Origin of the sequence: Micromonospora sp. U56 (assembly GCF_018070095.1) — a bacterium.
Classification (GTDB): domain Bacteria; phylum Actinomycetota; class Actinomycetes; order Mycobacteriales; family Micromonosporaceae; genus Micromonospora; species Micromonospora purpureochromogenes.
In genome coordinates, this window is record NZ_JAGPYL010000153.1 from 1 (window position 1) to 13,699 (window position 13,699).

Genomic DNA, 13,699 nt, shown 5'->3' on the forward strand with positions numbered 1-13,699 from the left:
GCTGGCCGCCAGGGGGGTGGGGGGCGGGGGGGGACTGGGGGGGGCGGGACAGGGCGTGCGGGGCGGGGCGGGACAGTGCGGGGCAGGGCACCGTGAATCGTCTACGTCATCAGCTCGAAAGGACGCGCAGGGGGTGACGTGCCTCGCAAGGCGGGACGAACCGACAGCCCGACGATTCGGCAACACCCGGCCCACACCCCGCCGGGGCGGCGCGCAGCCGTGCGGAACCCGCCGCGCGGGACGCAGCCGCGCGGGACGCGCTACGCCCCGGGGGTCAGCCCTTTTCCAGGTACTCGGCGCGTTCCTCGTCGACCAGCGCGGCCACCGACGCGGCCAGCGCCGGGTGCCGGTCCAGCTCCGGGTCCTCCTCGACCAGGGCGATCGCCTCGGCGCGGGCGTCGCGGATCAGGTCGGTGTCGCGCAGCAGCGACAGCAGCCGCAGGTGCGAGCGGCGACCCGACTGGGTGGCGCCGAGCACGTCGCCCTCCCGGCGCTGTTCCAGGTCCAGCTCGGCCAGCTTGAAACCGTCCGTGGTGGAGGCCACGGCGTCCAGGCGTTCCCGGGCCGAGGACCCCTCGGCCGCCTCGGTCACCAGCAGGCAGAGCCCGGGGGCGGTGCCCCGACCCACCCGGCCGCGCAGCTGGTGCAGCTGGGAGACGCCGAACCGGTCGGCGTCCAGCACGATCATCACGGTGGCGTTCGGCACGTTGACGCCGACCTCGACCACGGTGGTGGCGACGAGCACGTCCAGTTTGCCGTCGGCGAAGGAGCGCATCACCGCGTCCTTCTCGTCGGCGGGCAGCTTGCCGTGCAGGACACCGATCCGCAGGCCGTGCAGCGGCCCCTCGGCGAGCAGCGGCGCCACCTCCGTCACGGCCAGCGGGGGCCGCCGCCCGTTGTCGTCCTCCCGGGGCGGCTCCTCCTCACTCGCCGGCCCTGGTTCGAAGTCCGGCGCCTCCGCGTTGGCCGCTCCGGCCCCGGACCTCGAATCCCCGATCCGGGGGCACACCACGTACGCCTGGTGGCCGGCGGCGACCTCCTCGCGCAGCCGGCGCCACGCCCGGTCCAGGAAGGCCGGTTTCTCCGCCGCCGGCACCACGTGCGAGGCGATCGGCGAGCGGCCCTGCGGCAGCTGGGACAGGGTGGAGGTCTCCAGGTCGCCGTAGACCGTCATCGCCACCGTGCGCGGGATCGGGGTAGCGGTCATCACCAGCACGTGCGGCGGCTGGTCGGCCTTGGACCGCAGCGCGTCACGCTGCTCGACGCCGAACCGGTGCTGCTCGTCGACGACCACCAGGCCCAGGTCGGCGAAGTCCACCCCCTCGTACAGCAGGGCGTGGGTGCCGAGCACGATGCCGGCCCGCCCCTCGGCGACCTCGGTCAGCGCCCGCCGCCGGGCCGCCGCCCCGAGCGAACCGGTGACCAGCTCCACCCGGGTGGCGTCGTCGGCCGCGCCCAGCTCCCCGGCCGTCGCCAGCGGACCGAGCAGGTCCAGCATGTCCCGGTAGTGCTGCGCGGCGAGCACCTCGGTCGGCGCGAGCAGCGCCGCCTGCCCCCCGGCGTCGACCACCTGGAGCATGGCCCGCAGCGCCACCACCGTCTTGCCGGAACCCACCTCGCCCTGCAACAGCCGGTGCATGGGGTGCGGGGTGGCCAGGTCGGCGGCGATCTCGACGCCGACGTCGCGCTGCCCGGGGGTCAGCTCGTACGGCAGCCGGGCGTCGAACGCATCGAGCAGCCCGCCGGGCTTCGGCGGGCGGGGCCGGGCCGGCCAGGACGCCGCCCGGTGCTTGAGCTGCACCAGGGTGAGCTGGACGGCGAACGCCTCGTCCCACTTGAGCCGGCGGCGTGCCCGGTACAGCTCCTCCTTGCTGGAGGGGCGGTGGATCTCGCGCAGGGCGGCGCCGATGCCGACCAGGTTGCGCCCGGCCCGCACGGTCGCCGGCAGCGGGTCCTCCGGCGGGGTGAAGGTGTCCAGCACCACCCGGACGCAGCGGGCGATCACCCAGGTCGGTACGGCCGCGGCGGCCGGGTAGACCGGGATCAGCGCGCCGGCGAACTCCTCGATCTCCTCGCTCGCCGCCGCCTCGCCGTCGGTCGAGTCCCCGAGGAGCTGGTATTCCGGGCCGTTGAGCTGCCGCTTGCCCCGGAACTCGGTGACCTTGCCGGCGAAGAGCCCCCAGCGCCCGGGGCGCAGCTCCCGCTCCCGCCACGCCTGGTTGCCGAAGAAGGTCAGGGTGAGCACGCCGCCGGAGTCGTCGCCGACGGTGACCTCCAGCAGGTTGCCCCGGCGCTGGCGCATCGGCCGCACCGCCGTGCGCTGCACCTGGGCCAGCACGGTGACCTGCTCTCCCACGTCGAGGGAGCGGATGTCGGTGTGCTCGCCGCGCTCGTCGTACCGGCGGGGGAAGTGGTAGATCAGGTCGCCGGCGGTGTGCAGGTCGAGGTGGCCGGCCAGGGCCTTGGCCGTCTTCTCCCCGACCAGCTTCTTCAGCGGCGTGTCCACCGTGGACGGCTCGGACGTCATTCGACCCCCACCAGGAGCGGATAGTGCGGCTGGCCGCCCGGGTACGCCTGCACCTCGACGAACGGCCAGCGCCGGCCGACGTGCGCGCGCACCGCGTCGGCGAGACCGTCCGGGGCGTCCGCGCCGGTGAGCAGGGTGACCAGCTCACCACCGCCGCCCAGCATCCGGTCGACCACCGCGGCGCAGGTGTCGACCAGGTCGGCGCCGATCAGGTGCACCTCCCCCTCGACCAGCGCCAGCACGTCGCCCGGGCGGCAGGGGCCGGCCACGGTCAACGCTTCGCGGCTGGCGTGGCACACCTCGGCGTACCGGCAGGCCCCGGCGGCCTCGGCCATCGCGATCACGTCGTCCTCGAAGCGTCGCCGGGGGTCGCGCACCGCGAGCGCGGCCAGCGCCTGCACCGGCGAGCGGGTCGGCACGACGCTGACCTTGATGCCCAGCCGGTGTGCCTCCTTCGCGGCGGCGCTCGCCACGGCCTGGGTGTTCGGGTCGTTGGGGAGCACCACCACGCGGGCCGCGTCGGTGGCGCGGATCGCGTCCAGCAGCTCGCCGGCGGACGGGTTGCCCGGCACGACCGTGGCGCCCTCGCCGGCGAAGAGCTCCGCGATGCCCGCGCCGGCCGCGACCACCACGGCCGCCCGACCGTCGGCGGACGGGCCGGGCCGGGGCGCCGGCGCGGTCTGGTCGGCGAAGCGGGTCACCGAGATCCGGTACGGCCGGCCGGCGACCACGCCCGCCTCGACCGCGGCGCCCACGTCGTTGACGTGCACGTGCACGTTCCAGGTGGTGGAGGTCGCCGGTGAGGCGCCGTCGCCGACCACCACCAGCGAGTCGCCCAGCCCGGCCAGCTCGGCGCGCATCCCGGCCACCGCCTCGTGGTCGGCGTCGAGCAGGAACTGCACCTCGTACGCGTACTCGTCGGAGCCGGCCTCGCGGACGGTGGTGAGCGGCGGGCGGACCGCCCGGGTCACCGGCGCCGGCCGGGGTGGGCTCTCCCCGGTGACCACCTCGACCAGCGCGTCGAGCAGCAGGCAGAGCCCCCGGCCGCCGGCGTCGACGACGCCGGCCCGGGCCAGCTCGGGCAGCTGCTCCGGGGTGCGGGCCAGGGCGCGGGCCGCCTCGCCCGCCGCCGCCCGGGCCACCGTTCGCAGGTCGTCGCTGTCGGCCTGCTCGGCGGCGGTCGCGGCGGCCGCGACCACGGTCAGCAGTGTCCCCTCCACCGGGCGGGCGACGGCCGCGTAGGCCGCGTCGGCGGCGACGCGCAGCGCGACGGCCAGCTCCCGGCCGGCGACGGCCGGGACGGAGGCGAGCGCGTCGGCCAGGCCGCGCAGGATCTGCGACAGGATCACCCCGGAGTTGCCCCGGGCGCCGAGCAGCGCCCCGCGCGCCATCAGCCGCAGCGCGTGCCCGTGCGCGGTGGGCCCGTCGCCCGGGAGGGTGTCGAGGTCCATCGCCAGCGCCTGCTGGGCGGAGGTGAGGGTGAGCACCATGTTGGTGCCGGTGTCGCCGTCGGGGACGGGGTAGACGTTGAGCTCGTCGATCTCGCCCTGGTGGCGCCGCAGCGCGGTGAGCCCACCCGCGCACCAGCGGCGCACCGCGGCGGCGTCGAGGGTGTCCAGCACGGCCAGAAGCCTACTGTCGCGCACCGACACCCGCCCGCGCCGGACAGCCCGCCCCGGCGTGTCTCCCGCGCCCGCCGTGACGGTGGCCCGGCTCACGGCCGGCCGGTCCCTCCGGGGCGGTTGGTCGGACCCCCCGTTCATCGGGTAACCTGGCCAGGTTGCCCGGGCAGCGCCTGCCGGCGACCTCATGAACGTATCAATCCCAGGAGTATCCCGTGGCTAGCGTGTGCGACGTCTGTGGCAAGGGACCGGGCTTCGGCCACAACGTGTCCCACTCGCACCGGCGGACCAACCGCCGCTGGAACCCGAACATCCAGTCGGTGCGTACCCCGGCCGGTGGCGGTAACACCAAGAAGTTGCAGGTCTGCACCTCGTGCATCAAGGCCGGCAAGGTCACCCGCGCCTGACGCGGTAACGCCTCCAGCTCGAACATTCGCCAGCACCGGCGGGCCGTGACGGTCCGCCGGTGCTGTCGTGTCCGGGGCCGTTCGCCGCACCGGTGACCGGTCCCCGACGACTCTCTCGACTCGCCCCGGGCGCCCCGCTACGGTCTGCCTGCGCCGCCCGACCGACCGGTCTCCGGCCTCGGCGCACCGACGCCGTACGGAGGACCGACCGGTGGACCTGGACCTGGGCCGCGACGAGCTGATCCTCATCGGCGCGGCGCTCGGCATGCTGCGCTGGCTCGACGAGCAACTCCCGCTCGGTGCCGTGGTGCTGGTCGAGGAGCCCGACGTCATCCACCGCCGGGACGTCGCGGCGCTCGCGGCCGACCTGCCCGTCGTCTCGCGGGTGGTGCCCGCCGAGTACCAGACCGGGCTGGACGTCGACGCGCTGCTGGCCCGGGAACCGGGGCTGGCCGCCGCGCGGCTGGTGGTGCCCGGCATCGAGTACGCCGTCCCGGCCGCCGCCCGCCTGGCCGACCGGCTCGGCCTTCCCGGCGCCGGCCCGGAGGCCGCCGAGATCTTCGCCGACAAGCACCGGATGCGGCAGGTCGCGGCCGGGGCCGGGCTGCCCAACCCGGCGTACGAGCTCGTCGGCACGCCCGAGCGGGCGGCGGCCTTCGCGGAGCGCTTCGGCGGCCGGTGTGTGCTGAAGCCGACCCGGCGCTCCGGCAGCCTGGGCGTGCAGCTGCTCACCGAACCGGCGGCGATCGCCTCGGCCTGGGCGTCGACCGCGACGCCGGAGGAGCCGCCCGAGGCCACCGACCGGGGCCTGCCCACCGAGGTGCTGGTCGAGCAGCTGGTCGTCGGCCCGGAGCACAGCGTCGAGCTGCTGGTCGCCGAGGGCGAGGTGTGCTTCGCCAACGTCACCGACAAGCGGGTGCTGCCGGGCCCCCGACCGGTCGAGACCGGTCACACCGTGCCGTCGGCCCTGCCCCCGGCCGCCCGGGCCGAGCTGGTCGAGGTCGCCACCCGGCTGGCGGCGGCGGCCGGGTTCCGCACCGGGGTGCTGCACAGCGAGTGGATCATCGCCGACGGGGTGCCGACCCTGGTGGAGTGCGCCGCCCGACTGCCCGGTGACATGATCGCCGCGCTGGTCTCGGTCGCGTACGACTGCGGGTTCATCCCCGCGTACCTGCGGCTGCTGCGCGGCGAACGGCCCGCGCTGCCGGCCCGGCCGGCGGGCGCGGCAGCGGTGGAGTTCCTGCTCGCCCCGCCCGGCACGGTGACCGCCGTGACAGGCGTGCGCGCCGCGCTGCGGGCGCCCGGGGTGCTCAGCGCGCAGGTGGACGTCGCGGTCGGCGACACCCTCGGCGAGGTGGTCTGCTCGGCCCGGCGCAGCGGTCTGGTTCTGGCCTGGGGCGACGACCCCGCCGAGGCGACCCGGGCCGCCCGGCACGCGGCGGGGCTGGTGGAGATCAGCGTCGGCTGAGACCGACCCCGCCGGGCCGGGTCAGAGGGTACGGCCGAAGGAGAGGCAGCCCGGCGCGTCGGCGTAGAAGCCGAAGTTGGGGATCCGCTCGTACCCGGCGGAGGTGTACATGCCGATCGCCTCGGGCTGCTTGTCGCCGCACTCCAGGATCATCCGCTTGCGCCCGTGGTAACGCGCGGACTCCTCGACGGCGGCCAGCACGGCGCGGGCCACCCCACGGCCCCGGGCGGTCGGGGCGGTGTACATCCGCTTCAGCTCGGCGGTGTCGTCGCCGTGGCTGCGCCAGCCGCCGCAGCCGACCGGTTCGCCGTCGAGGTACGCGACCAGGAAGGCGCCCTGCGGTGGGACGAACTCGGCCGCGTCGACCGGCGTCTCGTCGCCGCTGCCGCCGTACCGCTGGCCCAGGTCGGCCAGGGCCGCGCGGATCAGCGACCGCGCCACCGGCGAGTCGAACGCCAGCGCGCGAATCTCGATCTCACTCACGGGTGAAGGGTACGACCACCCCTTACCGGAAGTGGTCCCAGCCGCCCCGACCGTCGTACTTCTCACCGTCGACGGTGACGCCGGTGCCCGCCACCACCCGGCCGACCGGCCGCCACTCGTCGGGCAGGGCCACCGAGCGCGGGAAGGTCGCGGCCAGCGCGTGGTCGTCGCCCCCGCCGAGGATCCACGAGTACGGGTCGACGCCGAGCGCCTGCGCGGCGTCGCGCATCTGCCGGGGCACCTCGAAGGCGTCCCGGTGCACGTCGAGGCCGACCCCGCTGGCCTTCGCCACGTGCCCCAGGTCGGCCAGCAGCCCGTCCGAGATGTCGATCATGGCGGTGGCACCGAGCCGGGCCGCGTGCGGGCCGGCGGCGTACGGCACCTCCGGCCGCCGGTACGCCTCGACCAGCAGCCGGGGCGTGCGGAACCCGCGGGAGAGCACGGTCAGCCCGGCCGCCGCCCAGCCGCTGCGCCCGGCCACCGCCACCACGTCCCCGGGCCGCGCCCCGGAGCGCACCACCGGCGCCCGGCCGCCGAGGTCGCCGAGGGCGGTGACGGCGATGGTCAGGGTCGGGCTGGCGGACATGTCCCCGCCCACCACGCTGGCCCCCACCTTGGCCGCCTCCGCGGCCAGCCCGTCGGCCAACTCCTCCGCCCAGGCCGTCTCCAGGTCCGCCGGCATGCAGAGGGCGACCAGCAGCGCGGTGGGGGTGGCCCCCATGGCGGCGATGTCGGCCAGGTTGGCCGCCGCCGCCCGCTGCCCGACGTCCCGCGCGCCGGACCAGTCCCGCCGGAAGTGCCGCCCCTCGACCAGCACGTCCGTCGACGCGACCACCCGCGCGTCCGGGGCGGCCACCACCGCGCCGTCGTCGCCCGGACCGAGCAGGCAGCCCGATCCGTACGTCAGCCGCGCGGTCACCCGGTCGATCAGGCCGAACTCCCCGACACCCCCGACACTCATGCCACTCCCTCGCCGCGCTCGCTCACTGCATCCCCTCGACCACCGATAGGGATCACGCCTGCTCCGTAAGGTACTTTCACCCTTCGGGCCGCCCACGGGCGGCGACGGACGGAGGTCGAGTCGTGGTACAGGCATACATCCTCATCCAGACCGAGGTCGGCCGGGCGCGTGACGTGGCCGGGCTGATCGCGGACCTTGCCGGCGTGGTACGGGTCGACGCCGTCACCGGGCCGTACGACGTGGTGGTGCTCACCGAGGCGAACACCGTCGACGAGCTCGGCAAACTCATCGTCAGCAAGGTGCAGATGGTGCCCGGCATCACCCGCACCCTCACGTGTTCGGTGGTGCGGCTGTAAGTGGACGAGATGTCTTCCTCCCCGACCGCCGGCACCGAGCAGACCGCCGGCCGCAAGCCGACCGAGCAGACCGCCGCCCGCGAGCCGGCCGCGCCGACCGCCGCCCGCAAGCCGGGCTGGGACCGGTCGACCCGCCGGGCCGCGCTGGTCGCCACCCTGGTCGCGGTGCCGGTGACGGTGGCCGTGGCCGGGTTCACCTTCGCCAAGCTGGCGCCGGACACCCCGGCCGCCGCGCCCAGCCCCACCGCCACCACCGCCCGCCCGCAGTCCACCACCCCGGTCGAGATGGCCGCCCCGGCGCTGGCCACCCGGCCGGCCACCGTCTGCCGGGCGCTGATGTCGCAGCTGCCGCCGTCGGTGCGGGACCTGACCCAGCGGCCGGTGACCGCCGGCGCCGAGCAGAACGCCGCGTACGGCGACCCGGCCCTCACCGTGGCCTGCGGCGGCGCCGAGCCGGCCGTCCCGGCCACCGGCGACGTCTGGACGATCAACAAGGTCTGCTGGTACGCGGCCGAGGAGGCCGACGCGACCGTGCTCACCACCGTCGACCGGGAGACCGCCGTCCGGGTGACCGTCCCCCGCGCGTACGAGCAGCCGTTGCAGTGGATCGCCCCGCTCGCCGACGCCGTGGTCGCCTCGGTCCCCTCCGCAGGCGACACCCCCGCCGGCTGCACCGCCTGACCCCTCGCCCCACGCCCCCACTCGGGTGCACTTTCTGAGAAAGAGTGGCCATTCGGGCGCGGATGGCCACTCTTTCCGTGAAAGTGGGCGGATCTCGAGCGGGGTGGGCGCGGGTCAGCGGGGGCCGGCGTTGCGGTGCAGAGCGGTGCGGATGAGGCGGTTGACCAGCTTGGGGTACTCCAGGCCGGAGGCCGCCCACATCCGGGGGAACATCGACGTCGGGGTGAAGCCCGGCATCGTGTTGATCTCGTTGAGGTAGACGTCCAGCTCCGGGGTGACGAAGAAGTCGACCCGGGCCAGGCCGGAGCAGTCCAGCGCGGTGAAGGCCCGGGTGGCGTACTCGCGCACCTGCCGGGTCACCTCGTCCGGCAGCCCGGCGGGGATGTCGTACTCGCAGGCGTCGTCGATGTACTTGGCCTCGAAGTCGTACCAGTCGTGGCCGGAGACCACCCGCACCTCGGCCAGCACGGAGGCCTCGGGCGCGCCGCCGGCCTCGCCCTCCAGCACCCCGCACTCGATCTCCCGGCCGACAATTGCGCCCTCGACCAGCACCTTGGTGTCGATCTCGCGGGCGGTGGCGACCGCCGCGTCGAGCTGCGCCCAGTCGTCGACCTTGGTGATGCCGAACGACGAGCCGGCCCGGGACGGCTTGACGAAGACCGGCAGGCCGAGGCGCTGCTTGTCCTGCTCGCTGAGGGTCATCCCGTTGCGCAGCACCGCGTACGGGCCGACCGGGATGCCCTCGGCGGCGCAGAGCTTCTTGGTGAACTCCTTGTCCATGGCGGCGGCGGAGGCGAAGACGTTCGCCCCGACGTACGGGATGTCGGCCATCTCCAGCATGCCCTGGATGGTGCCGTCCTCGCCGTACGCGCCGTGCAGCACCGGGAAGACCACGTCCACGTCGGCGAGCGCCCGGGGCCCCTCGGTCGGGTCGAGCACCAGCAGGCCACCCGCGGTCGGGTCGGCGCGGAGCACCACCTCGGCACCGGAGCCGGCGGTGATCTCCGGCAGCTTGCGGTCGCTGATGGCGAGCCGGGTCGGGTCACCGCTGGCCAGCACCCACTGCCCCTGGCGGGTGATGCCGACCGGCACCACCTCGAACTCGTCGGGGTCCAGCGCGCCGAGCACACTGCCGGCGCTGACGCAGGAGATGCCGTGCTCGGGGCTGCGGCCGCCGAAGACGATCGCCACGCGGGTCTTGCCTGGGGTGGTCACTGGGTCACCTCTCGGTACGCGACTGCGGAGCCGCCAGCGGCGCTCACCCGGTCGACCTTACTGTGGGTGGCGGCGCGCCGATGGTGATACCCGGGAGGACGCGTACCTCCCTCGCAAACGGTCACCCGAACCGATACGGTGCGTAGTCGACTCAGTCGCCTCCGACGGTGACGACGCCGTGCCGGCGGCCGACGGCGATCACCTTCACCCGCTGCCGTCCGGCGCGCACCATGCCCAGCGCCATGAACGCCCCGGCTATCCGGTCGGCGGCCTCCCGGCTACTCGCGCCGACCACCTGCCGGCGCCGCTCGGGGGCCCGTCGCTCGTCCCGGATCTCGCCCTCCACGGGGCGGACGTCGGTGAGCACCACGAGGAAGCGGGTCATCGCCGCTCGCCCCGGTGTCCGGTCACGGTCATCGGCGAAGTCCTCCCGGTGGACGGTCGCGGGTGGCACGTGGCGATCGGGTACGGGGGAGTAAACCCGATCGCCACGCGCCCCATCCCCTCCGGTCGCTCACCACCGCCGTCGCCACGACAACCGTTGGTGAGGACGCCATCACAGATTGACAGGTGGACACGCGTGAATGCAACTCTCATCGACGTTCTCTCATGCACACGTTCCCGTGGACATATGTCACCATCGACGTATGGCTCCGAAGACCGCCCGGGCCCGCCGGCTGGGCATCGCCCTGCGCACCCACCGCGAGGCCGCCGGCCTGACCCTCGAGGCCGCCGCCGACGAGATCAACAGCACCCGCAGCACCCTGTCCCGCTACGAGAACGCCCAGACACTGGTCAGCCCGGCCACCGTGCGCGCGCTGCTCAGCCTCTACGGCGTCGGGTCGGACGACATCGCGGCGGCGGTGCAACTGGCCAAGGACACCCGTAAGCCCGGCTGGTGGGTGCCGTACTCGCACCTGCTGGACAAACGCACCATCGACTTCATCGCCCTGGAGGCGGAGGCGACCGGCATCGCCAACTTCGAGCCTTCGGTGGTGCCCGGCCTGTTGCAGACCGCGGACTACATCCGGGGCGTGATGCGCGGCGGGCCGCACACCCTCGGCGACGACCAGGTCGAGCAGCGGGTGCAGCTACGGCTGGACCGGCAGCAGCGGATCACCGCCGACGACCCGCCCATCTTCGACGCGATCATCGACGAGGGCGCGCTGCTGCGCCCGGTCGGTGACCGCTCGGTGATGGAGCGGCAGCTGCACCACCTGCTCAAGGTGGCCGAGCTGCCCAACGTCACGGTGCAGGTCATCCCGCTGGCGGCGGGCTACCACCGGGGCACCCGCGGCTCGCTGCACATCCTGGAGTTCGCCGACCCCGAGGACCCGATCATCGCCTCGGTGGAGACGGTCGCCGGGCAGATGGTCCTCGACCGGCCGGGCGACCTGCGTACCTGCACCAAGATCATGGAACACCTGCGGACCGTCGCGCTCAGCCCGACGGACAGCCGCGACCAGCTCCTGCAACTGTTGAAGGGACGGTAGGACCATGACACCGACGATCAGCGCGGCGCTGGCGACGGCCAGCTGGCGCAAGAGCACATACAGCGGGGACCAGGGCGCCTGCGTGGAGCTGGCGACCGTGCCGGAGCTGGTGGCGGTCCGCGACTCGAAGGACCCGGCTGGCCCGCTGCTGCTGTTCCCCCCGGCCGCCTGGGCCGCCTTCGCCACCGCCCCACCCCGCCCCTGACTGCGACCCCACCCATCGGGTCGGTCACGGAGTTCGCGTCCCGGACGGCCCGATCCGGGACGCGAACTGGAGTGGTCAACCCGGTGGGCCGCCCGGGCGGGTCAGGCCGCCAGGGTGGGCTGGGGGGCGGGAGCGGCGCGCAGCGCCTCCAACGCGGCGATGGCGACGCCGCGCGCGCCGGCCATGTCGCGGTCGGGCACCAGGGCGAAGGTGGCCACCGCCGCCTGCTCGGCGCGGAGCACGGTGTTCTCCCGCACGGTGGCCAGGAACCACTCCCGGAACTCCGGCGCCGCCTCCACCACCCCACCCCCCACGAAGTACGCGTGCGGGTCGGTGAAGTTGGCCGCGATGGTGAACAGCCGACCGAGCGCCGCCGCCTGCTGGGCGAAGACCTCCCGGGCCAGTTCGTCGCCGCGCTCGGCGTACCCCCGCAGCAGCTTGGCGGCCCGATCGGCCGGCTCGGCGGCGAGCGGGTGGTCGGGGTGGCGCCCCAACCAGAACGGCAGCAGGCTGCGCCGGATCCCGGTCAGCGAGGCGATGCTCTCGGCGTCCCCGACGAAGCCGCAGGCGCAGGTCGGCTCCGGCTGGCCGGGAGCGAGCAGCCCGGTCAGCGGGATGTGCACGTGCCCGAACTCGCCGGCCATCCCGGCCGCGCCGGTGACCACCCGACCGTTCTCCACCACACCGCCGCCGAGCCCGGTGCCGACGATCGCCGACACCGAGGATCGGACCATCGCCTCCGCTCCGAAGTGGACGTGGTGGGCGTAGAGGGCGGCCGCGTTGCCGTCGTTGTGGTAGACCACCGGCAGGCCGAGCCGCCGCTCCAGCGCGCCGCGCACGTCGTACCCGTGCCAGGCCGGCTGGGCGAAGTTGGTCGACCCCCGCGAGGAGATGACGCCGGTCGCGCTGGCCGGTCCGGGCGTGTCCAGCCCGACCGCCCGCACCAGCTCGCGGGGCACGCCGGTGTGCGCCAGGACGCCGTCCAGCGCGCGGGCCAGCGCCTCGATCGCCGCCTCCGGGCCGGCCTGGACCTCGCTGGGGATCTCCAGCAGCCCGTCGACCAGGAACCGGCCGTCCAGGGTGAGCACGGTGGCGTTGTCGCTCGTGCCACCGTTGTCCAGACCGACCACCACCGGCACGTCCACGCTGCCACCGCCTCCCGCCCGACCTTGGAACGAGGCTAGTTCCCGTCTTTCGCCCCCGCCATGCCGCGAACGGCCAGCACGCCCGCCGATCCGGCGGCCGGGCGGTCAGTCCGGCCGGCGGGCGGTGACCGCGGTGGCGTCCCACTCCGGCTCCCGCACCACCGTCGGCACCAGCCCCAGCGCGCTCATCGCCGCGCAGAGGGCGTCCGCCTGGGTCTCGCTGACCTCCACCACCAGGTGGCCACCGGGCGCCAGCCAGTCCACCGCCCCGGCGGCCACCCGGCGCAGCACGGCCAGCCCGTCCGCCCCGCCGTCCAGCGCCACCGGCGCCTCGTGCAGCCGCGCCTCGGCCGGCAGCAGCGCCACCGCCTCCGTCGGCACGTACGGGGCGTTGGCCACCACCAGGTCGAGGCGCCCCCGCCAGGCCGGCGGGAGCGGGTCGTACAGGTCGCCGGTCAGCACCGGCACGTCGCGGCCGGCGAGGTTGCGCCGGGCGCAGGCCACCGCGGCCGGGTCCACGTCGACGGCGACGAGCCAGCGCGGGGCGAGGCGCCCGGCGAGGGCGAGCGTGGTGCCGCCGGAGCCGCAGCAGAGGTCGACCACCGCCGGCGCCGGCCCGGCGACCGCGGCCGCGGCCTGCACCAGCAGGGCGGTACGGCCCCGCGGCACGAAGACGCCGGGGTCGACGGCGACCCGCAGCCCGCAGAACTCGGCCCAGCCGAGCAGGTGTTCCAGGGGAACGCCGGCGACCCGGCGGTCGGCGAGCGCGGTCAGCGTCTCGGCGGAGCCGGCGGCGGTGAGGAGCAGTTCCGCCTCGTCCTCGGCGTAGACGCAGCCGGCGGCGCGCAGCCGCGAGACGAGGGCGGGACGGTCGACGTGGAACGCGGTCGGTGCCATGGGATGCCTTTCGGGAACGCTCGTCGGCGCTCCCGGCCGTCGCCTAGCGGTGCGACGGGGACTCGGAGGGGAGCGCCGTTCTGGCGGATCGGACTCACCTGCTTCCTACTCATTGCTCGTAGCTGAGCCGTTCGGATAATTCGCTCTCCGGCCAGCGGTGGCTGGGCTGGAGTCCTGGACCGGCAGTCTGGTCCGGTGGCGATCGGTTCGGTCCTGCAGGATCTGCTTCACCTTGTGGT

At 74.9% G+C, this 13,699-nt stretch carries 14 protein-coding genes; 6 read left to right on the forward strand and 8 right to left on the reverse strand.

Features of this window, described 5'->3' with window-relative positions:
• Positions 1-274 precede the first annotated feature (274 nt).
• Both recG and KBX37_RS30550 read right to left on the reverse strand, forming a co-directional pair.
• On the reverse strand, positions 275-2,527 hold the full coding sequence (gene recG / locus KBX37_RS30545) for an ATP-dependent DNA helicase RecG (protein ID WP_210779330.1): 2,253 nt from the start codon (positions 2,525-2,527) through the stop codon (positions 275-277).
• A complete protein-coding gene (locus tag KBX37_RS30550; protein ID WP_210779331.1) occupies positions 2,524-4,149 on the reverse strand; it encodes a DAK2 domain-containing protein in 1,626 nt (541 codons plus the stop codon). Before KBX37_RS30550 ends, recG begins: the two co-directional genes overlap by 4 nt.
• A gap of 215 nt (positions 4,150-4,364) precedes the next feature.
• On the opposite strand from KBX37_RS30550, the gene rpmB reads away from it, so the two are divergent.
• On the forward strand, positions 4,365-4,556 hold the full coding sequence (gene rpmB, locus KBX37_RS30555; RefSeq protein ID WP_007456456.1) for a 50S ribosomal protein L28: 192 nt from the start codon (positions 4,365-4,367) through the stop codon (positions 4,554-4,556).
• Positions 4,557-4,767: 211 nt separating this feature from the next.
• Positions 4,768-6,024, forward strand: a complete 1,257-nt coding sequence (locus tag KBX37_RS30560; protein WP_210779332.1) for an ATP-grasp domain-containing protein — start codon at positions 4,768-4,770, stop codon at positions 6,022-6,024.
• A 21-nt stretch (positions 6,025-6,045) separates the two neighbouring features.
• Here the strand turns inward: KBX37_RS30560 and KBX37_RS30565 are convergent, their stop codons facing one another.
• Positions 6,046-6,507 carry a GNAT family N-acetyltransferase gene (locus tag KBX37_RS30565; protein WP_154943390.1) on the reverse strand — a complete coding sequence of 154 codons (462 nt, stop codon included), beginning with the start codon at positions 6,505-6,507 and terminating at the stop codon, positions 6,046-6,048.
• A gap of 22 nt (positions 6,508-6,529) precedes the next feature.
• Positions 6,530-7,468, reverse strand: a complete 939-nt coding sequence (locus KBX37_RS30570) for a thiamine-phosphate kinase (RefSeq protein ID WP_210779333.1) — start codon at positions 7,466-7,468, stop codon at positions 6,530-6,532.
• Positions 7,469-7,590: 122 nt separating this feature from the next.
• Between KBX37_RS30570 and KBX37_RS30575 the strand changes: the two genes are divergently transcribed.
• Complete coding sequence (locus KBX37_RS30575; protein ID WP_013284547.1) at positions 7,591-7,824, forward strand: Lrp/AsnC ligand binding domain-containing protein; 234 nt, start codon at positions 7,591-7,593, stop codon at positions 7,822-7,824.
• Complete coding sequence (locus tag KBX37_RS30580) at positions 7,825-8,505, forward strand: DUF3515 family protein (protein ID WP_374103930.1); 681 nt, start codon at positions 7,825-7,827, stop codon at positions 8,503-8,505. It begins immediately after the preceding gene.
• 114 nt (positions 8,506-8,619) lie between these two features.
• On the opposite strand, the gene KBX37_RS30585 is transcribed toward KBX37_RS30580, so the two are convergent.
• Positions 8,620-9,720: a D-alanine--D-alanine ligase family protein gene (locus tag KBX37_RS30585; RefSeq protein WP_210779335.1), complete on the reverse strand. Its 1,101-nt coding sequence runs from the start codon at positions 9,718-9,720 to the stop codon at positions 8,620-8,622.
• Between the two features lie 151 nt (positions 9,721-9,871).
• Positions 9,872-10,105 (reverse strand): hypothetical protein, encoded by a 234-nt coding sequence (locus KBX37_RS30590; protein WP_210779336.1) that lies wholly within the window; start codon positions 10,103-10,105, stop codon positions 9,872-9,874.
• Positions 10,106-10,367: 262 nt separating this feature from the next.
• Between KBX37_RS30590 and KBX37_RS30595 the strand changes: the two genes are divergently transcribed.
• Both KBX37_RS30595 and KBX37_RS30600 read left to right on the forward strand, forming a co-directional pair.
• The gene (locus tag KBX37_RS30595) at positions 10,368-11,213 is read left to right on the forward strand and encodes a helix-turn-helix transcriptional regulator (RefSeq protein ID WP_210779337.1); all 846 of its coding nucleotides are present in this window, start codon (positions 10,368-10,370) and stop codon (positions 11,211-11,213) included.
• A 4-nt stretch (positions 11,214-11,217) separates the two neighbouring features.
• On the forward strand, positions 11,218-11,418 hold the full coding sequence (locus KBX37_RS30600; protein ID WP_210779338.1) for a DUF397 domain-containing protein: 201 nt from the start codon (positions 11,218-11,220) through the stop codon (positions 11,416-11,418).
• 101 nt (positions 11,419-11,519) lie between these two features.
• On the opposite strand, the gene KBX37_RS30605 is transcribed toward KBX37_RS30600, so the two are convergent.
• Both KBX37_RS30605 and KBX37_RS30610 read right to left on the reverse strand, forming a co-directional pair.
• Complete coding sequence (locus KBX37_RS30605; RefSeq protein ID WP_307849278.1) at positions 11,520-12,563, reverse strand: ROK family protein; 1,044 nt, start codon at positions 12,561-12,563, stop codon at positions 11,520-11,522.
• 105 nt (positions 12,564-12,668) lie between these two features.
• Positions 12,669-13,460 (reverse strand): putative protein N(5)-glutamine methyltransferase, encoded by a 792-nt coding sequence (locus KBX37_RS30610; RefSeq protein ID WP_210779339.1) that lies wholly within the window; start codon positions 13,458-13,460, stop codon positions 12,669-12,671.
• Positions 13,461-13,699: the final 239 nt, after the last annotated feature.

What these genes read in the sequence shown, in the direction of transcription:
- recG (WP_210779330.1), bottom strand. Translation starts at nt 2,527, where the DNA reads ATGACGTCCGAGCCGTCCACGGTGGACACGCCGCTGAAGAAGCTGGTC.
- KBX37_RS30570 (WP_210779333.1), bottom strand. Translation starts at nt 7,468, where the DNA reads ATGAGTGTCGGGGGTGTCGGGGAGTTCGGCCTGATCGACCGGGTGACC.
- KBX37_RS30610 (WP_210779339.1), bottom strand. Translation starts at nt 13,460, where the DNA reads ATGGCACCGACCGCGTTCCACGTCGACCGTCCCGCCCTCGTCTCGCGG.
- KBX37_RS30590 (WP_210779336.1), bottom strand. Translation starts at nt 10,105, where the DNA reads ATGACCCGCTTCCTCGTGGTGCTCACCGACGTCCGCCCCGTGGAGGGC.
- KBX37_RS30600 (WP_210779338.1), top strand. Translation starts at nt 11,218, where the DNA reads ATGACACCGACGATCAGCGCGGCGCTGGCGACGGCCAGCTGGCGCAAG.
- KBX37_RS30595 (WP_210779337.1), top strand. Translation starts at nt 10,368, where the DNA reads ATGGCTCCGAAGACCGCCCGGGCCCGCCGGCTGGGCATCGCCCTGCGC.